Raw genomic sequence first — 21,521 nt, forward strand, 5'->3', positions numbered from 1 at the left:
ATCACTCCAGCGGGAACGTGCCTCCCATCATCATGGTTGTCCCGATAATGATGTAAATAATAATGGTGAATACAATGCCGGCAATTATCAGGATGGCATTGATCTTAAAGTAATTCTTCAGGTTCTGGAAGCCTGAAGCAAAGCTGGCTGTGGCATTACCGGTTCCTACTCTGTCCATATTACTGCTGTAGCGATAGAGGAGTAGTCCCATATAGAAGTAAAAGGAAGCAAATGCCAGATAGAAAAAACCAAGGAAACCGGCTGACCCCATCATCGACACCATGGCAAAGGTGCCGATAACGGCAAAAAGACCAAATAAGCCGGCAATGACCATCATGATGATACCCATGATACGCGCCCATTTGGCGGATTCGCTCAGTTCACGCATGCCATTGTCGTCCAGTCCAGTTCTTGCTGTATTTTCATCAAGTATATCCATATCTAATGCTTTGGAGGTGTATTAACTTAGCTTAAGTAATATATGAATAATTTATATTTTATTGCAATTCTTCCTCCGGTGCAGGTACAGCAAGAGGTGACAGTCTTCAAGCAGGCTGCCCGGGATTTATTCAAATCCGGTCACGCGCTCAAGTCACCGCCGCATGTTACGATCATTCCTCCACAACGCTGGGACGAGGTTGCTTTGGATTGGGTGGTTCACCATCTGGGCGAATGGACGGCTCAGCAAAAGCCTTTTCAAGTCCATATTGATGGCTTTGACGCTTTTACACCAAGGGTAATTTTCCTGAATATCGAAGAGAAGGCCTCCTTGCAATCTTTTCAGCAGGCATGTACGGAATACCTTTCCCACCTCCTGGAGAAACTTGATACACGGCCCTTTCATCCTCATATGACGGTTGCATTTAAAGATCTGGACCGTCGTCAATTTGAAAAGGCATGGGCGTACTTCGGTGATAAGCACTACACCTCATCGTTTGAAGTTAATGCCCTGTACCTACTAAATTATAAGAGTGGCCAATGGCAGGTGATGGGTAAATGGTTATTGGGTAAGCCGAACAGCTTCATCAAGGGACAATAATTCTCCGACTACAATACGGCCCCGATCGTCCTTCTTCAGTGTTGCACATGCATGCACCGGATCATGCTCAAAAAATAATACATCTCCTGCTGCGCAAGCTTCTTCAAGGATGGTTGCTTTTTCCTGCATGGTGATCAGTGGCCTGATATCATAGCTCATTACGTAGCTGGCACCTAAATGACCACTAGAGGGCAGCAGGTCTGCACAATACAGCAGATGTCTGTTACCAAGTGGAACCCGGAGTAACATCATAGCTTCCGTATGCCCGTAGACAAAATAAACCTGCAGTCCATCCACCCATTGAATTTTCGAAGCCGCAGTGGGAAGAAACGCCAGCTTACCTGATCGCTGCAATGGAACAAAATTTTCCTGCAGGAAAGATGCTTTTTCACGCGGGTTGGAGTGAACAGCCCAATCGTAATGCTTTTCATTGCTCCAATACGTGGCATTGGGGAACACAGGAACCAATTCACCCTGTTCGTCATAACGCACAGCTCCACCCGTATGGTCAAAATGCAGATGAGTCAGGAATACGTCGGTGATTTGTTCAGGGCTGAATCCAGCTCGATGGATTGATTTCAGTAGTGAATCGGTACCATGGGGTTTGTAATAGGAGAAAAAGCGGTCACTCTGTTTATCACCTAATCCAGTGTCGACAAGCATCAGCCTGTTATCTGTTTCTACCAGCAGGCAACGCATGGACCAGGTACAGAGGTTGTCTTCATCCGGAGGATTAATTTTGGACCACAAAGACTTGGGTACTACCCCAAACATGGCTCCGCCGTCGAGTTTGAAATAACCGGTTGGTATTTCGTATAATTTAATCACCCAGAGGGGATTTGAAGCCGATGGTAGGCTTTGCTTTTGGCTGTTCTTTTTTGATTAGGGCCATTTGAATGGCAGACTGGGCGGCTTCACTTCCTTTGTTACCATGATCCCCGCCGGCACGTGCGATGGCTTGTTCCATATTTAAGGCTGTGATCACACCAAACAGGCAGGCTGTATTCGATTGCAGGGAGAGCATGGTTAACCCCTGTGCCACTGACTGAGCAATATAAGTATCGTGTTCGGTGTCGCCCTTGATCAGGCATCCCAGGCAAATGATCGCATCAAACTTATCGCGGCCCAACAGGATCCGGGCTCCCATGGGTAACTCGAACGAACCGGGAACCTGGATGATGTGCTCCGGAAGCACCGTACCTCCAGCTGCTTCGAGGGTTGAGCGGGCACCTTCCAGTAATTTTGAAGTGATCTCACTATTCCATTGTGCATGGACGATGCCAATCCGCAGTCCGTTAGCGGAGACTTTATCCGGAGTCTGATATCCTTTACTTGCCATTAGCCGTTCTGGCTTAAACGGGCAATGTATTTATCAATATCCTGACCCTCGGTACTGCCGGGGTATTTGCTTTTAATCTCCTGATACATTTTCAATGAGGCAGCTGTGTCTCCCTGGAATTCATAAAGACGGCCAAGTTTGAACATGTAATACGAAGTCAAGACGTCGTTATCGCCTTCGTTGACGGCCCTCTTGTAGTTGTCGATGGCTTTATCGTATTCCTGTTTTTCCGAATAGGCGTCACCCAGTAAACCATATTTCATGATCGGCAGGACGTCGCCGGCAGGTTTGAAATCGTTCAGAAATGAAATAGCAGCATCTGTCTGGCCTAGTTGCAGGTGGCTTACTGCTGCGTAGTATTTGGCGAGGTTCCCTGCTTTAGTGCCACTGTAATGATCGGCCAGGTCCAGAAACCCTTCGTAACCATTGCCGGGATTGATCAGTGCACGGGCAAAGGAATCACGGCTAAACTGATATTCAGCCTGAAACATTTGCTCCATTGCTTCTTTCTCCAAAGGCTTTTTATACAGGTAGATGTAAGCAAGCAATCCACCGGCAATTGCGACTATACCGATGGCGCCACCCATTAGCCAATTCTTATACCGTTCAAAGAAATGTTGAGCATTTTCGCCAACTTCAACGATATCGACCAGGGTGTCTTTTTCATTCTTGCGTTTTGTCATAGCAACGGACCTTTTTACAAAATTTCGGCAAAAATAAGGAAACTTTGCAGACTAACCTACTTTGGAGTTGAAAAGTAAATTAAAGTATATACTTTTTTAAAATGTGTAGCAGGCAGTCTAATCAATCCTTGATAAAAGGATAATCTTCCTGCATGTAATTATCCGTAAATAACTCGGAAGGGTCGGGGAGGGGAGAGTTGTCAGCAAATTCAACAGCAGCCTCAACCACTTCCTTGATTTCTTCCTCGATAGCATCCAGTTCCGCTTCCGTAACCACATGAGCCCCCAGAATCCGATCCCTGAGAATTTCAATCGGATCCAATGCCTTGTAGTGTTCAACTTCTTCCTTGCTGCGATAGCGTGCCGGATCAGAAACCGAGTGACCCTTATACCGGTAGGTCTTTATTTCCAGGAAGTAAGGGCCTTTACCCTCGCGAATGTGTTTGGCTGCTTTTTGAATGGCCTCATGGACTTTCTCGGGATCCATGCCATCAACAGGCTCGGAGGGAATGTCAAAGGCATGACCTATTTTATAAATATCGGTGACATTTGACGTACGGTTGACCGATGTGCCCATGGCGTAAAAGTTGTTTTCGCAGATATACAGCACCGGTAATTTCCAGGTCATGGCCATGTTAAAGGATTCGAACAAAGAACCCTGGCGGGCTGCGCCGTCACCAAACATGGTTGCACATAGTAAATCAGTGCCTTTGTATTTTTCTGCAAAAGCGATTCCGGTACCGATGGGTATCTGGGCACCAACGATCCCGTTGCCACCAAAATATTTGTTCTCTGCTGAGAAGAAGTGCATGGATCCACCCTTTCCCTTCACAATTCCAGTTGCTTTGCCGAATAATTCCGCCATACAGGCATTGGGTGAAGCGCCTTTCATTAAGGCAATACCGTGCTGACGATAGGCCGTGACGATGCCGTCTTCCGGTTTAAGGGCAGATTTCAATCCGGCGGCAATCGCTTCCTGACCAATGTAGACATGACAGAAACCACGTACTTTCTGTTGCGAATAGGCTAGTAGGGTGCGTTCTTCAAAACGACGGATAAGCATCATGATATGAAACCAATCCAGATATTGCTCCTTACTGTAATTTAATTTGGTCTTTACTTTTTCTGCCACGTCCGCCATGCGATGAATTTTAATCGTTATTTCCCTGTAAAGATACTGCGCAAATTGATAATATTCAAAAGGCAATGGCCGCAGTCGGGCAGGATGCAACTCCCTGCTTATCTTTGCCAGCTAAACCACCGGAATTGCGCTTTACCAAATTGAAACTGGTCCAATTTAAAAATTACCGGGAAGAGACATTCTACTTCCATGAACGGCTAAATTGCCTGGTTGGTTTAAATGGAACGGGTAAAACCAATGTATTGGATGCGTTGCATACACTGTGCATGACCAAATCCAAATTCACCGGTCAGGATAAGCTTTTAATCCACGACCAGGATTCGTTTTACCGCATTGAAGGTGAAGTGCTGGATGAGTCCACAAGACGAAACTTTTATGTGATCAAATATGCGCGTGAAGGGAAAAAGACACTGGAGAAAAATCACCAGAATATAGCCCGAAGCATCGATCATGTAGGGCAGATCCCATTGGTGTTTTATTCTCCTGACGACCATATGGTGCTATCTGGACCATCCGCTGACCGAAGAAAGCTGATGGACCAAACTATTTCCCAGGCCGATAATGCCTATCTTGATAATTTGGTGACTTACAACCGGTTACTGAAACATCGCAATGCATTGCTGGCCAGATTTCAGATGCAACGTCAGCTTCAACCCCAGCTTCTGGATGCGATCGACCACCAGTTGCTCCCGGTTGGCCAGGCATTGGTCCAGAGCCGCCAGGAATTTGCTGACGGATTCAGTCCGCAGGTCCAGGAAAAGTACGGCGTCATCGCTGGAGGAAAGGAATCGGTGGAATGGAAATATAAACCAAGTCTGTTGCCTGAAGAAATGCAGCGGGTCTGGTCCAATGAACGCCAACAGGACCTGAATCTGGGGCGCACCATGGCAGGGCCTCACCGGGATGACTGGCAGGTTATGCTTGGTAGAAGATCGGCTAAACGCTACGCCAGCCAGGGACAAATGAAGACCATCATGCTCTCGATGCGCTGGGCACAATGGAACTGGTTGAAGCTGGGAACGGAGAAAATCCCCCTGTTGTTAATTGATGATCTTTTTGATAAATTGGACGAGGAACGAATAAAGCATTTTCTTCAATTGATTGGCAGTCTGACGGAAGCACAGGTTTTTGTGACTTATACCCATCCAGAGATGCTTCAGGCGCATCTCGATGATTTTCAAATGCCGTATAAGATGTTTTACATCAATGAAGGAGCAATAGCAGATGAAGAGACAAAATGATCAGCATATCGGGGCTATCCTGGGCGAGTTGGTCCAGCAAAGGAAACTGAAGCACAAATTGTATGTAAAGAAGGTGCAGAGCTATTGGTGTGAGGCCATGGGCCCCATGATTGCTGAAGGTACCAGGAACATAGAAATACAGCGACAGGTGCTGTGCTTAAGCGTGCCAAGCTCCACTCTCAGGCAGGAGTTAAATCTTTGCCGTCAGGAAATCATTGAAAAGCTCAATGCCCACCTGGGTGAGTCTTATTTGAAAGATCTGCGATTTGTGTGATCAGGTTCGGGATTGAGCCTGTGCAGCTTTTACTTTATTTGCCGGAACTGTTTTAGCCGCCAGTTGCATCGCTTTCGCTGCATTCACTTTACCACCACTGACACAAATCTCATTGAAGGGAACCGCTTTGTCCGTTCCAGGAAGATCTACCTTGTCTTTGGAGACATCCGCAGACTCCATGATCACGTCACGTACCTGACTGGCCGACAATCCAGGGAAATAAGACCGGATCTGGGCAGCAATACCCGCAACGATTGGTGAGGAAAAGCTGGTGCCATCCACTGAACTGTATTGATTATGGGGTGCAGCCGTATAGATCTGTACACCCGGAGCAAATACATCAACGCGTTCCTTACCATAGTTGGAGAAATCTGCAACTGCATGCTCACCGGGTTCCGGTGCCAGTGCTCCCACTTCGAGCCAGTTCTTAGCAGTTTTAGGACCGAATAATTTTTTCTTGGAGTAGACGGCGGTCGGAAAATTATTACCGTCATCGTTATCTTCTGCCGAGTTGCCGGCAGCATGGACAAGCAGAACATCATGTTTCTCGGCATAACGAACCGCATCATCAACCACGTCCTTGGATGGAGAGAAACCCTTACCAAATGACATGTTAATGACGGATGCGCCATTGTCTACTGCATAGCGGATTGCGTTGGCAACGTCTTTATCCCGCTCATCTCCGTCAGGAACGACCCGGACAACCATAATCTCTACATTGGTGGCAATGCCATCAATTCCCAGATCATTGTTGTGCGTCGCGCCGATCAGTGCGGCAACTCCGGTACCATGTGATGGATCCGGTCCGATGACATCGTTATTGCCATAATTATGCTCCGTTTTATTGGCATAATTATCACCTACGATGGTGCGTGGATTGTAATCCGGGTTATAGCCATAGTCTGCTTTCGATTTATAGTAATCGACTTGATCCTTGACATCTTTCTCGAACTGGGCAATGATTTCTGGCAGAGTGCCTGGATTGGGATCCATAGACAGGATCTGCATTCCGATGTTTTTACCGATGGTCAATCCAACATCGTCTCCTGTATCGAGGTTCTGTAAGTTTACCAGGTTGAAGTCCTCATCACCTAAACCTTTATGCAATGCTTCCAGCGCATTGAGTACGATTTTTTGATATTGCTCGGATTCTTCCAGGTTTTTCTGGGCCTTATCGCGTTCAGTTTCTACCTGATTTTTCAGGTCCAGGTAGGCATCATAGGCCTTCTTTTGTTTCCCTTTAAGATTATCGGTATCCATTTTTGCAAAGTAGTCGCGTTGCTCTGCATATTGACGAGTCAATTCGTACGTGTCATACTGAACCTGTTTTCCATCTTTTCCGCCGATGAAATTCCATCCGTGAAGGTCATCGATGTACCCATTATGATCGTCGTCAATCCCATTGTTCGGGATTTCGTCACGGTTGATCCAGATCACATCTTTCAGATCTTCATGATCAATGTCTATGCCTGAATCCAGGACCGCCACGATGATTTTTTTGCTGGTTTTACCTTTCAGGGACTGATACATTTTGTCCACGCTGATCCCCTGGTAAGAGGAGGTGGCAGGATCATCCAGGTACCATCTTTTGAGATCATCTTGAGCAGAAAGCAGGGAAATGGAAAATAGTATCAGGGGCAGAAGTAACGAACGACGAAAATTCCACATATCCGGTTAAAGTTTTCTAGTTCTATCAAACGTATCTACCTTAGGGGTAGTTAATGGATTACCGCATATTAACGAAATATTAAGGACTTCGTCTGATAGACTTTTTGGATCTTTTTGAATTAGCAACGCAAGAAACAAAAATCTTGCCATTGGAGGAAACATATTTTGACATATTAAGGCGCTATTGGGGCTACCCGGTCTTCCGTGGTCAGCAGGAATCAATCATCGTAGCTATCCTTTCCGGCAAAGATGTTCTGGCATTTTTACCCACGGGTTCCGGTAAATCCATTTGCTATCAGCTGCCTGCTTTAATGCGCCCGGGATTAACCCTGGTTATCAGTCCGCTCATTGCCCTGATGGAAAACCAGGTCACCCAATGCAAACAGCGGGGCATCCCTGCAGGAGCACTGCATGGAGGTATGGAATACCGGTCACAACAGACCGTCCTGGATCAAGCCGAACATGGCCGGATTAAGTTGCTGTATATTGCTCCTGAACGGCTGAATCAGGACCGCTTTCTCGAGTTTCTTAGCAACATCCCTGAGCTATATGTTATGGTGGATGAGGCTCACTGCATCTCCCAGTGGGGACATGATTTTCGTCCGGCTTACCTGCAAATAAATCGAATTAAAGCCTCAAGGCCGGAGGTTCAAATCGCTGCATTCACTGCCACGGCAACCCCTGAAGTAGGTGAAGATATCAGCAGTCAGCTGGAATTGAAAGATCCGGTAGTCTTCAGAGAAAGTGTTGCCAAATCAAATCTTCAGCTGATCGTAAATAAGGAGACCAATAAGTGGAGTGAGATGCTTGACCGGATACAAGCAATCACCGGTACTCAGATCGTTTACGTCAGAAGCAGAAATCGTGCGGAATCGGTTTCTCGCTACCTGATTCAAAGGGGGATCAAAAGTAAAGCTTACCATGCAGGTATGCCTTACGAACAGCGCATGCAGACACAAAATGACTGGATCTCTGGAAAAACCCGGATCATCGTGGCAACGACGGCTTTTGGTATGGGTATCGACAAAGCAGATGTCCGGCAGGTTATTCACCTGGACATTCCGGAAACTCTGGAGGAATACATCCAGGAAGCGGGCAGGGCCGGCAGAGACGGAGCACAAGCCACCGCAGTATTGCTCTTTCAGGACGAAGACATCGAGAAGAATATTGAACACCTGCGTGACCAGTTTCCGGATTTTACCTTCATCCGCAAAGTGTATAAAATGATTGGCCAGTATCTGGATGTGGCCGTAGGGGGGGGTGATGAAATGAAACCAGTGGACTGGGTAGGTTTCAGTGTTCAGTATCAGGTTCCCCTAAGACCCTTGATGACCGCTGTACGGATACTGGAGATGAATGGATACATCATCCAATTGGATAGCTGGTATAAACCAGCTTCAGTTCAGTTTCGCATCCAAAAGGAATCCTTATATGACCTGGAGCTACCGGGGGAACTTATGGATGTACTACAAGTGCTGATGCGTACCTATGAGGGGATTTTCCTTTTTCCTCAACGCATCTCTGAGGGAAAGCTTGCGGGTTTGCTTTCCCGGCCTAAAGAGGAAGTGGTGCAGGCACTCCAGTTACTGGAGAAAATGGAAGTGATATCCTATCAACCATCGACTGATTTACCTATGATCGCAATTGCCGGCGAGCGCTTGCCTGCACAGGATCTGATCTTTGACCGGGCAGGTTATCAACAACTTGTCGACCGGAAGTACCAGCAATGGAATGCGATGTACGGATATGTAACGCTGGAATCAGGTGCATGCCGTGAACAGGCAATAGGTAACTATTTTAATGAAAAACTACCTCATTGCGGGCGCTGTGATCTTTGCCGTGAACTGCTGGTAAGCATTCCACAGAAAGAAGTCTGGAGTCGCCTGCTGAAAGCGGGCTGGTCACTGCCAGAATTTGTAAAGTCATTTTCTGAAGACCACAGGAACCAGGTCCTGGACCACCTTACCCATATGGAATCCGAACACCTGATCTGGATCGACGGAGACCGGAATATTCACATCAATGAACAAGCCTAAGGTCCTTATCACGGTAACCAACGATGTAGCTTACGACCGGCGTATGCATCGTATTGCAGCTACTTTAGACGATGCCGGATATGAGGTTCACCGCGTCGGCCGCCTTTTAACCGGGCCTCCCGATCCCAAACCGGGAATCACTCTTTTAAAATGTCCGTTCCGACAGGGTCCCCTGTTTTATTGGTGGTTCAATGTTCAGCTGTATTTTTTTGCCAGGAGATTCAATCACGATATTCATGTCAGTGTTGATACGGATACCCTGCTGGCCGGATTGATGGTTTGCTTTGGCAGGAAAAAGAAACTCGTTTACGACAGCCACGAATGGTTTGAACGGACGCCGGAGTTATTGCATGCCCCATTCAAACGGTGGTTGTGGTTTTTGCTTGGAAGGAATGGAGCACGGAGAGCTGTATTACGTATGACCGTGTCTTTTACCCTGGCCAATGCACTGGAAAAATCCTATGGATATCCTTTTGAAGTGATCCGAAACTTGCCGCGGTATGTTTCTTCAGTCACCGGCGGGCAACTGGCATCCCGAACCATTGTATATCTGGGAGTCCTGAATGCCGGCAGAGGTTTGGAAATGGCAATCGATGCACTCCGTGAACTGCAAGGTTACCGACTGAAACTTGTCGGCGAGGGAGACTTGTCCTCAAAACTTCGTCAACAGGTCAGGAAGCTCGGACTGGAAGACAGGGTTCAATTTTGTGGCCAAGTTGAACCAGAACAAATTGAAGCAGAACTGGCTGGCGCTAGCTTTGGTTTTCTGATGCTTGATCCCGCCAGTGACAGTTATCAATTTAGCCTGGCCAATAAATTTTTCGATTACGTCCAGGCCGGTCTGCCCGTGCTGTGTAGTTCCCTGCCGGAATACCGTGCGTTAATGGAAAGTCATTCGGTAGGAATGTTGATCAATGAGTACTCCTCAGAATCATTGATTACGACTCTGAAAAAGATCGATCAGAATCCATCAGGATATGTGGATATGCTTGATGCCTGCCGGGCTGCAGCTAAGGACTGGTGTTGGGAAACAGAAGCTCCGAAATTGTTGAAGTTATTCGACCGGTTGCGTTAAGACGATCAATTGCTATACTTGCGGATCTTGTCCAGGAGCATTTCCGGATCAAATTTCTTTTGGGCATGATCCTGGATCAAGAGGATCATCTCGTCGGTCATGGATGTGCGAAATCCCAGTTTGAAACCATATTCGCGTATAAGGTCCTTTTCCCGTTGGCCAATTCTTCCATCTATTTTCATAAGAAACAGTAAATAGTAGAGAATGGTCATTCGCTCGCGCTCACTTTTTGGCGGATGCAGGATGTAGGATTCTTTATTGGAGAGGATCTCGTGGACATCATCTTCTTTCAGACCTAATGAGTCCGCCACCTGAAGAATGTAAGCCCACTCCTTCTGATCGATGGCGTGATCAGAACGCACCAGTTTGAAGAGGAGTGCGATTAGCTCATTGCGTACACGTTCAGGTTGTTCAAATACCGACATCCGTTTTGGTTTTAATTAGGAATCCAGATCATTCCCGTAGCATAAGTTACGGCTTTCCCGGTTAACAGTGCCCGGTCATTTTTTCTGCAGCAAATAATGTGCCCTCCCCGGGTGGAGGCCTGAAATGCCTTGTATTCAGTTTGATGTAGCTCCTGATCCCAGTAGGCGAGGAGTGTGGTATGGGCGGATCCGGTCACCGGATCCTCCGGAACACCGAAAGCAGGGTAGAAGCACCTACTGATGATGTCATACCTGCCGCTGGTATCCCGTGCTGACAGAATGATCCCTCTGCCACCCAATTTAGTAATCGCAGCCATATCTGGCTTGCAATCATAAACCTGTCCGGCATCACCAGTGATAAACAACAGGTCGGTTTTTCCCTGATAAGCTTCCTTCACCTCCGCACCTACGATTGAAGACCAAATTGGATCAACTTCAACAGGTCTTATCACATCGAGCGGAAAGTCCAATTGGTAGCCTTGTTCTGTCCTGCGAACAAGGAGTTCGCCGCTGCGGGAATGGAATCGGATAGTATCCCGCTCATAGGCCGCAATTGCAAATAAATAATGTGCTGATGCCAGGGTTGCATGACCACAAAGATCCACCTCAGCGACCGGCGTAAACCAACGGATATGATAACCATCGTCCTTCGGCACCAGATAAGCGGTTTCGGACAAGTTATGTTCGGTGGCCATGTTCTGAAGGAGTGCATCTTCAGGCCACTGATCCAGCGGAACAACTGCTGCCGGATTTCCACCAAACACCTGGTCGGTAAATGCATCGATCTGAAAGAAAGATAGAGGCTTCATAGGTTGTTTTGTGTTAAAGGAGATCTTGAAATACTTTGTTTCCCTACCTGAATGACCTCCGAAAGTAAACTTTCAAGGTCTTCACTGGTGGTAAAAGGATTCATAATGGTGCATCGCAAATATTGAATACCACGGATTTTAGTTTGGACGATGTAAAAACTTCCTTCACGAATGATGGCTTTCCGGATTTGCTGGTTCAGCAGGTCCAGATCGGTGACCGGAACGTCAGCAGGATGGAAGCGGAAACAGACAATATTGGATTCGGGCTCATGCCCCATTTCCAGATCAGGAAATTCCCGGATCAGGGCTTCAAACTCATGTCCCAGATCATACAGCCGGGTCACAAAATCGGTAAAAAGCATATCGCCAAATTGTTGCCTAAGCAAAAAGACTTTTACACCCATCATGTATTTGGTGCACTCAATACTTCGTTTGGCAACATTAAACCATTCTTCGCCACCATTCTCAAAGAGATACTGTGCATCCTGGATATAGGTCCTGTAAGAATCCAATGGACGCTTAAAGGCCAGAGCCGTACACAAAGCCGGTATCATAAGCATCTTATGGAAGTCCATGGACACAGAATCTGCCCGTTCCATTCCCCGGATCAGGTGCCGGTACTTTGGCGCAAATATCACGGCTGCGCCATGGGCACCATCGATATGCAGCCACAGGTTCTTTGATTCACAAAAATCTGCCAGTTGGTTGAGATCATCATAAGTGCCGGTTGCTGTGGTACATGCGTTGCCTACCAGTCCGATAATCCGGATGCCTTTTTCCATCGCTTCCCGATAGGAAGCTTCCAGCCTGGAAGGATCGATCTGTAATTTGCTATTGACGGGCACCGGGACCGGTATCATATCCAGTATTCGAACAGACCGGTCAACACTGTAATGTGATTCGGCTGAAACCAGGATGCCCAAAGGTTCGTTATCCCTGGTTCGTTTGGCTGTTCTGGCCACCAGCAGGGCCGTCAGGTTGGCCAGCGATCCCCCGGATGTGAGAAAGCCTCCACGCTGGGCGCCATATCCGATTTTTTCAGATACCCACTCGATGATTATGGATTCAATGACCGAGGCAGGTCCGCCCATTTCATAGATACCCATTCCATTGTTCATAAAGTCGGATAGTAAACCGCCTAGTGCGGATACCGGAGCTACGGGGCTTACCTGATGTCCGATGTAGTGGGGATGGTGCAGATGGATAGACCTTTCAAGCAATAACCGGATCACCTCAGGATAAGATGTGTTAGCTGGTTCATCCCATTGTCGCTTCCAAAAACGGTACTCCTCCTCCGGATCAACGGATGAGTATACTTTATCCAAAGTAGCGACTTCCTCAAGATAGGAATGCAGGAGGTTGATTACTTCGTGCCCTTCCCTGGCAAATAAATCCGGGTCATATGCATGCTTCAACAGATCACTCATAGCTTGTTGATTCGGTTGTATTTCCGCATGATTTCGAGCACTTTTGATTTTGGCAATGCATCAATGGTGCGTCCATTACTCGTGGTTGTGGTAGCATACCACAAAGAATTTATAATTGCCTCTTCGGTAGCCTCAATGACTGCCATGAATAAAGGTGTTACGGCATCATTGGACAATTCGGTATAGGTGTCGGAGGTGTTGTTTCCGCGCTGTGAGCGGACAAGGTTGCCCTGATAATTGCTGAATGCAATGACATAATCACCGCTGCCATTGGATGCGATACCACCTGTTTTGGCCAGACCCATGAAGGCCCGTTTTGCCAGGCGCTTTAAATTGCGGGCTAATAGAGGGGCATCGGTCGCTACCACGATCATACAGGAACCATCGCTGCTTTCCAGCTGATCCTTGTAGGCATAGGTTCCGAGTTCTTCGCCGACCGGAACACCGGCGATCTGCAGGTTGCCTCCGAAATTGGTCTGTACCAGCACCCCTACCGTATATCCGCCCAATTGCTCCGGAAGTTTACGGCTTGCTGTGCCGATACCGCCTTTCCATCCAAAGCAGATGGTGCCTGTTCCGGCGCCTACACATCCCTGCTGCACTATTCCTGTGTCCGCTTTCTCAATAGCTGCAAGGCAGTCACTCTTGGTCAGCTTCCGGTCAGCGATTGCATTCAGATAACCATCATTGGTTTCTCCGACCACCGGATTGACCGACCGGAGCCCCGGATTTCGCGCAATGGAGAAATCGATCACTGCATCAGCTGCGGTGGGTACACTCAATGTATTCGTCAGAAGGATAGGGGTTTCCAGGTTCCCCAGCTCTTCGATCTGGGAGATTGCGGTCAGCTTGCCAAAGCCATTTCCAATAAACAGTCCGGCGGGTACCTTGTTTTCAAACAGGTTCTCATCATGAGGCAACAAAGCAGTGACTCCGGTACAAACATCCGGGTTTTCAATTTTCGTTATTTGACCGACACGGACACCGGGGACATCCGTAATTGCATTGTATCGGCCGGTGGGAAATACCCCGATAGTGATCCCCGTATCTCGTGGACTGGAAGTTTGTGCCATGGTTGTAGAACAGATGAACAAGAAAAAGCTCAGGGAAAGATAATAATTCATCGAGTGCATTTCGGTGTTGCTTTAGCAGTTCAAAATTAATGGATCTCCGGGTATTAAGCGCAGATTGGGAGTCCTCAACCCAGAACAATGAGTTTTAATTTTTCTGCCAGCTCATTGCGTAGTTGTGTGAGCTGCTGGTGGACTTTCAGGTAGATCAGTTCTTTTTGTGGGTCATCACCGGATTTCAGGTCACCGATGCGGGTCTTATTCTCCTCAATGAGGTAATGGATTTTTTTCAGCTTAAACCGAAGCACACTTTGGTAGCTATCTTTAATGTAATTCTCTTCAGGCATGGTTTGCGTCTGAAGCATGATATCCCACCTTGCTTCCCAATTTTCACTGTAGGTATAGGGCGAAGTGGTCAGGTCGATGGCCAGTTGTTGTACTTCTTTGTTTTGATGGTTAAGAAAGATGCTGGTAGTCATTGGTGTCTTTGAATCCAATGCCGTTTGCCATAATTCAATGATTTGCAGGTAAGCCTTATTCTGAATGTATTTTACGACATCCTTGATGTTGTTCAGGATATACTGGGCTACCGTTACATTTTTGTCATCATCGTATATCCGGTCCCCAAATGTCACCAGTAACCTTGCTATATCCCGCTCCTGTGCTTCATCAGGATTGGTGGTAGTCGATGGTTGTTTTGGCGAAATCTGCTGGAAATCCTGCCGGTCGGCAACTTCCATCGCTGCTTTCTCTGCAGCCAGATCTCTTTGGCCGGATTTCTTGTTGAGGAGCTCCTGCCGGATTTTCTTATTGGTTTCTGCAACCAGGATGGCCTCTTCTATGCCGGTCAGTTGAGCACATTGACTGATGTACACCGATCGCTTCAGAACATCCGGGATTTTGGAAAGGCTTTCAACGATATCCTTTAGCCACTGCGTTTTTTTGATCGGATCCTCCTTGCTTTCTTCAACCATCAACTCAATGGAGAAGAGGATGAAATCTTTGGCCATGGACTTGAGGAATGCCATCATTTTCTCACCGCCGTTCTTCCGAACATAGGAGTCCGGATCTTCACCTTCGGGCAATGCGACCAGCTGAACATTCAAATCCTGCTCCAGTAGTAAATTTAGTCCTCGCAGCGATGCCTTCATGCCGGCAAAGTCGCCATCATAGAGCAAAAGCACATTTTGAGAGAATCGTTTGATGAGGGCTATTTGTTCAGTAGTCAGGGAGGTGCCGGAGGAAGCCACAACATTTTCGATCCCGGCCTGGTGCAGTGAAATCACATCCGTATAACCTTCCACCAGAATGCAGCGGTCCCGTTGGATGATGGCTTGTTTAGCCAGATGGATGGCATAAAGCGATTTGCGTTTGCTGTAAATTTCCGATTCCGGTGAGTTGATGTATTTGGGTCCTTTCAAACCGGTTGTCATGGTACGCCCTCCGAACCCGATCACCTTCCCGGAAAGATTATGAATCGGAAACATGACCCGGTCCCAGAAGAAGTCCCGGTCTTTTTCGGTTGTCAGCCCCAATTGTTTGAGAAACTCGCCATTGTATCCTTCCAGTAACGCTTTTTCGGTGAAACCGCCTTGCTTCAGGGCAAATCCCAACTCGAACTTACGGATGGTTGATTCCAGGAACCCGCGTTCTTTGAAGTAATCCAAACCGATCCTTTTACCTTCGGGGGTTTCCCACAGATTTTGTTGAAAATACTTATTGGCAAATGCATTGATAAGAAATAGACTATCCTTCAGCTGGCGCTCTTCGCGGACCTCTTCCGGTTCCTCCTTTTCATCAATTTCAATGTTGTATTTCGCTGCCAGGTGACGTAAAGCTTCAGGAAAAGTCAGATGGTCGTGTTCCATCAGGAACTGGACGGCATTGCCACCTCGCCCACAACCGAAGCATTTGTAGATATTCTTGGCGGGAGAAACAGTGAAAGAAGGTGTTTTTTCGTTATGAAATGGGCACAATCCTATCAGGTTAACGCCTCTGCGCTTCAATTGTACATAATCCTGCACCACGTCCTCTATCTGAACTTTGCCAAAAATTTCATCGACGGTGGCAGGAGATATCATAATTATGAAAATGTATTAATTAACTATTGAATTTTAGAATATTTCTATATTTGTCAAGCACTGCTCACGCAAGATCTTCTATTTAGGGTGTTCTCATAGTGTGTTCGACCCCGTTGTTTTTCGACGGGGTTTATTTTTTGGTTATAGTCGAAGTTACCAATGGACACATCGATCCTTTTCCGATGGTGTAACCTTCCGTACTATTTTTTCGTTCATCATTGTACTTGAGATAATTCATAATTGGATTTTTCAGGCTTCTCCGGGCGGCGCGTCCAGCATGTCTTCAATGCCAAATATCCCTGGATGCCCGGGTAACCATTCAGCGGCCATGACTGCTCCGGCTACAAATCCCTGACGATTGAATGCCTTGTGTTCCAATGCAATCTGGTCGACTTCTGAAGTAAACACAATGCGGTGCGTGCCAGGTATCTCTCCTTCACGGTATGATTCAATGGGTATGGATCCTTCCGGCTGAAGTCCTTGCACCATACGGTTCCAGGACCTGTAGCGGGAGAGGGAAAACACTAATTTTTGTGCAGTTGTAATGGCCGTCCCGCTGGGTGCATCCAGTTTGTGGATGTGATGCCACTCTTCGATACGGGGGAGGTATTCGGGAAAACCATCCATGAGGCCGGCGAAGCTGGATGCCATTTTCCAGAAAAGATGGACGCCAATGCTGAAATTGGATGCATACAACAATGCTCCATTGTTTTCATGGCATAATGCGGTGACTTCGGAAAGCTGATCGTACCACCCGGTGGTGCCGCAAACAATCGGGATGCCGGCCTTAAGACACGTCTCAATGTGCTTAACGGCAGCTTCAGGCTGGGTGAATTCAATAGCTACATCAATATTTAAATTGCGGAGATCAGCTATTTCATCCAACTCGTTTTCATTGGTAACATCAATGATCTTGACCACCTGGTGCCCTCTTTGTTCAGCCAGGGTGTGGATCAGTTTACCCATCTTTCCGTACCCGATCAACAGGATGTCCATTTCTGAAATTGGTATTTTGGTATAAAGATATCAAGTGCGGGTAAGGTAGTCCAATATTCATAGGATGGATTGGAAATTAGGTAATTTGTATATCTTTGCCCCGATACCATGAGCATACCTTCTGGACAAAAGACGAGTATATGGGTTGGTTTAAAAGACTTAAAGAAGGTATTCAGACTGCTACTAAGTTTAAAAAGGAAACTCCGGATGGTCTTTGGCACCAATGTACCAAGTGCAAAGAGACCTCTACCTATAAAGAATTCAAGGAGAATTACTTCAAATGCATTAAATGTGGCCATCACGAAAGGATAGGCTCTCACGATTATTTTGACCTGATCTATGACGGGAAGTACGATGAACTTTTCGATGATCTTATATCGACTGATTTTCTGAAATTCACCGACTTGACATCCTACGATGAGCGTATTGAAAAGGCCCATCGTAAGACCGGCCTGTGGGATGCGATCACGGTAGCCTCCGGGAAAATCAATAAAAAGCCGCTGGTTACCGCAGCCATGGATTTTTCGTTTATCGGAGGTTCTATGGGCTCCGTGGTAGGAGAAAAGATTGCCCGTAGCATCGATGTGTGTCTGCGGGAAAAATCGCCGCTGCTCATCATCTCAAAATCGGGTGGTGCACGCATGATGGAATCAGCCTTTTCATTGATGCAAATGGCAAAGACTTCTGTAAAACTTACTCAGCTGGCAGACGCCAGAATTCCATATTTTTCATTGATGACGGATCCTACCACAGGGGGGGTAACCGCTTCTTTCGCCATGCTCGGCGATGTCAATTTTGCCGAACCTAATGCTTTGATCGGATTTGCCGGACCCCGCGTGATCAAAGAAACCATAAAGAAGGACCTGCCGGAAGGGTTCCAGTCTTCGGAATACCTTCTTGAGCACGGCTTCCTGGATTTTATCATTGACCGGTCACAACTCAAGGAAAGGCTGGTTGAATTGATGGACTTTTTCGGATAACTATGCAAGCAAGTTTGAAAACTGCGCAACACCCTTTTTTCGAGTACCTCAAGCGTGTCAGGGCAATTGCACATATCGGATTGGTTTACGCTGAAAATGATTATCAGAAAGAACGTAACCAGGAGATCATCGATTTGACACAGGAAATGGTCCAGCAGTTGACGGACATTCCCATGAAACAAATCAAGGGTTACTTTGCTGCGCCTACCGAGTACATCACTCCGAAGGTAGATGTCCGGGCCGTGGTATTTGACCCGGATGGCCGGCTACTGATGGTTAGGGAAAAGGCCGATGGAATGTGGGCCCTACCGGGCGGCTGGGCTGACATTGGTCTTTCTCCCAGTGAGTGCGCGGTCAAAGAAACTTTTGAAGAAACCGGCTTTACCGTTGAGCCTAAAAAGTTGTTGGCTGCCGTTGATGCCAAATATTTCAACCACCCTCCACAGCCCCACGCGATCTATAAACTATTTATTGAATGTTACCTCACCGGAGGGGAAGCGCAAATCACCCATGATATTCTCGAAGTTGGATTTTTTGACCTTCATGAAATGCCTCCGCTTTCTCTGGAGCGTAACTCTCAGGACCAGATTGACCTGGTATTCGCCTACCGGGATAACCCGGATAAACTGGTGACCTTTAATTAGGTTCTATTCCTCAAACAATAAAAACCGGGGATCGAGCGGATCAAAGTAGGGTAGGAGTGCATCCAGCCAGTGACTTCCCTGTCGGGTGTAGATGGGCAGGAAGTTATTGTACCGCTCCTGCAGGGTATGGTTCGGGAATAATAGGTGATGGTTGTGGAGCAGGCGGTTGATCACAGGTTCCTGTTTCCTTTTTTCGGCCCGGACCATTTTTTGTTCCAGCCGGTCCAGGTATTTATTCATGCGGACCTTGACACCCTCAATCGGATAGTTCAGCTTCGGATCGATTGACATTCCCTGTTGCTTCATATCATTAAAGAGTTCTTCCATTGCTTCCCGTGATCCGTCAAGGCTGATGTGGCTGGTGTCCCGGATATAATCGGCAATCAAACCATCCGTGTTGGAGACAAAATAATCGGTCAGGGGCAGACCTCCTTTCCGGATGCTGGCCTGAGCATGCTGATCCAGCCAGGCAGCTGAATTTCGCCGCACGAGCATTGGGAATGGCAATCCGTAGAAATCAAATTGCCGTTTGCGTTCCAGCCAATAGGCTAACTCGCCACCTCCTCCGATGTAGGCAAGGTTTGGCACGATGGTTTCCTGATATAAGGGGCGTAAGATCACGTTTGGACTGAATCGTTCCGGATGCTGCTCTGCCAGGTTCAGTAATTCCTGACGTGTAAAGCGCTGCAGGCTTTCAACCAAAAAATACCCTTCTTCATCCTGATCAATGCGTTCACGTTGATTCCCGTGAAAGTAGAAAAGATTGATGTCGCGTACATAAGCCTGCGCTTGATATCCGGCTGCTTCCAGCTCTGCCTGCACCGGCGGTACCAGTGTGGCTGACCGGTGTGCCACCAGATCGTCGATGATGATCTTTTTAAACGCAGATTTAAAGCCTGGTTCATCCATGTTGAGGATGACCAGACCCATGCGGCCGAATAGGTAATGAATAAATCGAATGGTCGCTTCCGCGTAATTGTAATTGCCGGTATAACAGGTACGCAGCGTGCGGATCACCTCTTCCGTAAAGGAACCATCACCCAGGATGCGCTTCACATCTTCGATGCATTCCGGAAGTCCTTCCAGGGAGAGCCTCCCACAGGCACCTCCGGTCTGGGGGTGCTGCCATTCAATGGTTTTGTCTCCTAGATGAAGGTGATTGATCTCTGCGAAGTCGTGATCCTCACCGCCAAGGATAAAGAGCGGAATAATACGTACATCCGGATTGTGTGCTTCGATCTGCTTACTCAGGTTGATGCAGGATAGAATTTTGTAGATGTAATAAAGTGGACCCGTGAATAAGCTGGGTTGGTGGGCGGTGATGACGGTAAAGGTATTTTCAGAACGCAATTTATCTATCTGGTCCAGCGTCAGCGTATCGGTTTGCCGGTCCTGATATTGCCGTAGCAATGCATCAACCAGCAGATTACGGTCTACAGGATGTTTTTTCCGTTGTTCGATCAGCCTGGGAAAGGATTCAATGACAGGTTCGTACGTGTAAAAAGGGCGGAGTGCTGGATCTTGTTTGAGGTAGTGCAGGTCGCGGGAAGCTATGAAAGGCAAATCGTCGTAATCAATATAGGTCAAATGCATAAACACTCCGGTTGCTCGATAAAAAAAGAAGATCCAATAAGTCGACTTACTGGATCATCACTGCTTGCAAAGTAACAAAATATTTTATCGACCGTTCACGGGGTCTATAAGGTTATTGCCAATGAAGCGATCATTCTGCTGGGGCTTTGATCAAAATTAAATTGGGTGTTATTCCAGACAATGTGATCGCCGAATTTTGAGAAATTGCCTTCGTACCGCAGATCGATCTGAAATTTCCAAAGATCAATACCGATACCACCCTGCCAGCCGTAAGTCAATTCCTTAAACTTCTGACTGTAACCATCCAGATCGAACAATTCAGAAGTGGAATTTATAAAGACGTGCCCCACCGGACCTATGCCCAGCCGGAAAGGCCCCAGACGGGGTCCAAATAAAACAGGTATGTCCAGATACTGGTATTTTTCATGCAATGTTTTCTGAATGACATCGGTCTCCCGAAAGTCCTGTATGTTAAAGGCTACACTATTGGAATTAAAGACGGCTTCAGGCTGGATGAAGAATCCGCCCAGGTTGATCTGCGCCAGTATTCCAAAATGGATTCCCAAATCGGCCTGCTGAACTTTGATGTCCAGGTCTTTTAAGGACTCCGAATTGGATATGATCAAATCATTGGGACTCAGGTTGTAGGAACTCAGTCCGCCTTTGAATCCAAATTTGAATTGAGCCATTGCCGGGGTTGTTGACAAGGCCAAACCGATCAATAAGAGAAGATACATCCTTTTCATACTTACCTGTTTTCTTTGGTTTTACTTTAGAACGATACATCCGGGAGCCAGGTACACCTATTGGATGGTTTTAGAAATTATTTAACGAAAATGCAAAAATTTAACATTAAATGCAGTAGTAATGTGTAATTAATTGAATATTAATCCATAATCTGGTGTGCCGCCGAACTTTTTACCTCATTGCATCAGGGGTTTTCCGTTGGTCCGTTTTAAGGTTTTGACAACCATTTTTGCTAGCGGAACAACTGGAATGG

Annotated in this window: 21 protein-coding genes; 7 read left to right on the forward strand and 14 right to left on the reverse strand. The window is 47.0% G+C overall.

Annotation, left to right across the window (positions count from 1 at the left end):
* Position 1: 1 nt before the first annotated feature.
* Positions 2-439, reverse strand: coding sequence for a hypothetical protein (locus tag H6570_06325; GenBank protein ID MCB9318877.1), 438 nt, complete (start codon positions 437-439; stop codon positions 2-4).
* A 42-nt stretch (positions 440-481) separates the two neighbouring features.
* On the opposite strand from H6570_06325, the gene H6570_06330 reads away from it, so the two are divergent.
* Positions 482-1,039, forward strand: a complete 558-nt coding sequence (locus H6570_06330) for a 2'-5' RNA ligase family protein (protein ID MCB9318878.1) — start codon at positions 482-484, stop codon at positions 1,037-1,039.
* Here the strand turns inward: H6570_06330 and H6570_06335 are convergent.
* From H6570_06335 to pdhA, 4 genes are all read right to left on the reverse strand, one after another.
* Positions 1,001-1,864 (reverse strand): MBL fold metallo-hydrolase, encoded by an 864-nt coding sequence (locus H6570_06335; protein MCB9318879.1) that lies wholly within the window; start codon positions 1,862-1,864, stop codon positions 1,001-1,003. The two genes, H6570_06330 and H6570_06335, sit on opposite strands and share 39 nt — an antisense overlap.
* Entirely contained in the window at positions 1,860-2,378 is a 519-nt protein-coding gene (locus tag H6570_06340) for a 6,7-dimethyl-8-ribityllumazine synthase (protein ID MCB9318880.1), read from the reverse strand. Before H6570_06340 ends, H6570_06335 begins: the two co-directional genes overlap by 5 nt.
* On the reverse strand, positions 2,378-3,061 hold the full coding sequence (locus H6570_06345; GenBank protein ID MCB9318881.1) for a tetratricopeptide repeat protein: 684 nt from the start codon (positions 3,059-3,061) through the stop codon (positions 2,378-2,380). The genes H6570_06340 and H6570_06345 overlap by 1 nt, the downstream gene beginning before the upstream one ends.
* A 121-nt stretch (positions 3,062-3,182) precedes the next feature.
* Positions 3,183-4,202: a pyruvate dehydrogenase (acetyl-transferring) E1 component subunit alpha gene (gene pdhA, locus H6570_06350; protein MCB9318882.1), complete on the reverse strand. Its 1,020-nt coding sequence runs from the start codon at positions 4,200-4,202 to the stop codon at positions 3,183-3,185.
* A 65-nt stretch (positions 4,203-4,267) separates the two neighbouring features.
* On the opposite strand from pdhA, the gene H6570_06355 reads away from it, so the two are divergent.
* Together H6570_06355 and H6570_06360 are read left to right on the forward strand one after the other, a co-directional pair.
* A complete protein-coding gene (locus H6570_06355) occupies positions 4,268-5,443 on the forward strand; it encodes a DNA replication/repair protein RecF (protein ID MCB9318883.1) in 1,176 nt (391 codons plus the stop codon).
* The gene (locus H6570_06360) at positions 5,427-5,717 is read left to right on the forward strand and encodes a DUF721 domain-containing protein (protein MCB9318884.1); all 291 of its coding nucleotides are present in this window, start codon (positions 5,427-5,429) and stop codon (positions 5,715-5,717) included. Before H6570_06355 ends, H6570_06360 begins: the two co-directional genes overlap by 17 nt.
* On the opposite strand, the gene H6570_06365 is transcribed toward H6570_06360, so the two are convergent.
* On the reverse strand, positions 5,718-7,385 hold the full coding sequence (locus H6570_06365; GenBank protein ID MCB9318885.1) for a S8 family serine peptidase: 1,668 nt from the start codon (positions 7,383-7,385) through the stop codon (positions 5,718-5,720).
* A 149-nt stretch (positions 7,386-7,534) separates the two neighbouring features.
* Between H6570_06365 and H6570_06370 the strand changes: the two genes are divergently transcribed.
* Positions 7,535-9,421 (forward strand): RecQ family ATP-dependent DNA helicase, encoded by a 1,887-nt coding sequence (locus H6570_06370; GenBank protein MCB9318886.1) that lies wholly within the window; start codon positions 7,535-7,537, stop codon positions 9,419-9,421.
* Positions 9,408-10,496 (forward strand): glycosyltransferase, encoded by a 1,089-nt coding sequence (locus tag H6570_06375; GenBank protein MCB9318887.1) that lies wholly within the window; start codon positions 9,408-9,410, stop codon positions 10,494-10,496. The genes H6570_06370 and H6570_06375 overlap by 14 nt, the downstream gene beginning before the upstream one ends.
* A 5-nt stretch (positions 10,497-10,501) precedes the next feature.
* Here H6570_06375 and H6570_06380 read toward each other — a convergent pair whose 3' ends face one another.
* The 6 genes from H6570_06380 to dapB form a co-directional block, all read right to left on the reverse strand.
* Positions 10,502-10,921, reverse strand: a complete 420-nt coding sequence (locus H6570_06380) for a TerB family tellurite resistance protein (protein MCB9318888.1) — start codon at positions 10,919-10,921, stop codon at positions 10,502-10,504.
* A gap of 11 nt (positions 10,922-10,932) precedes the next feature.
* Positions 10,933-11,730: a PhzF family phenazine biosynthesis protein gene (locus H6570_06385; protein ID MCB9318889.1), complete on the reverse strand. Its 798-nt coding sequence runs from the start codon at positions 11,728-11,730 to the stop codon at positions 10,933-10,935.
* Positions 11,727-13,157: an aminotransferase class I/II-fold pyridoxal phosphate-dependent enzyme gene (locus tag H6570_06390; GenBank protein ID MCB9318890.1), complete on the reverse strand. Its 1,431-nt coding sequence runs from the start codon at positions 13,155-13,157 to the stop codon at positions 11,727-11,729. Before H6570_06390 ends, H6570_06385 begins: the two co-directional genes overlap by 4 nt.
* The gene (locus H6570_06395; GenBank protein ID MCB9318891.1) at positions 13,154-14,281 is read right to left on the reverse strand and encodes a P1 family peptidase; all 1,128 of its coding nucleotides are present in this window, start codon (positions 14,279-14,281) and stop codon (positions 13,154-13,156) included. The genes H6570_06390 and H6570_06395 overlap by 4 nt, the downstream gene beginning before the upstream one ends.
* 74 nt (positions 14,282-14,355) lie before the next feature.
* Positions 14,356-16,314 (reverse strand): DNA primase, encoded by a 1,959-nt coding sequence (locus H6570_06400; protein ID MCB9318892.1) that lies wholly within the window; start codon positions 16,312-16,314, stop codon positions 14,356-14,358.
* Between the two features lie 243 nt (positions 16,315-16,557).
* On the reverse strand, positions 16,558-17,304 hold the full coding sequence (dapB, locus tag H6570_06405) for a 4-hydroxy-tetrahydrodipicolinate reductase (GenBank protein MCB9318893.1): 747 nt from the start codon (positions 17,302-17,304) through the stop codon (positions 16,558-16,560).
* 140 nt (positions 17,305-17,444) lie between these two features.
* Here dapB and H6570_06410 point away from each other — a divergent pair, with 140 nt between their 5' ends.
* Positions 17,445-18,284, forward strand: a complete 840-nt coding sequence (locus H6570_06410) for an acetyl-CoA carboxylase carboxyltransferase subunit beta (protein ID MCB9318894.1) — start codon at positions 17,445-17,447, stop codon at positions 18,282-18,284.
* A 2-nt stretch (positions 18,285-18,286) separates the two neighbouring features.
* Positions 18,287-18,928, forward strand: coding sequence for an NUDIX hydrolase N-terminal domain-containing protein (locus H6570_06415; protein ID MCB9318895.1), 642 nt, complete (start codon positions 18,287-18,289; stop codon positions 18,926-18,928).
* A gap of 3 nt (positions 18,929-18,931) precedes the next feature.
* Here H6570_06415 and bshC read toward each other — a convergent pair whose 3' ends face one another.
* Together bshC and H6570_06425 are read right to left on the reverse strand one after the other, a co-directional pair.
* Positions 18,932-20,521: a bacillithiol biosynthesis cysteine-adding enzyme BshC gene (gene bshC / locus H6570_06420; GenBank protein MCB9318896.1), complete on the reverse strand. Its 1,590-nt coding sequence runs from the start codon at positions 20,519-20,521 to the stop codon at positions 18,932-18,934.
* Positions 20,522-20,625: 104 nt separating this feature from the next.
* Positions 20,626-21,267, reverse strand: a complete 642-nt coding sequence (locus tag H6570_06425; protein ID MCB9318897.1) for a PorT family protein — start codon at positions 21,265-21,267, stop codon at positions 20,626-20,628.
* Between the last annotated feature and the right edge of the window lie 254 nt (positions 21,268-21,521).

This window comes from Lewinellaceae bacterium (assembly GCA_020636135.1).
GTDB lineage: Bacteria > Bacteroidota > Bacteroidia > Chitinophagales > Saprospiraceae > JAGQXC01.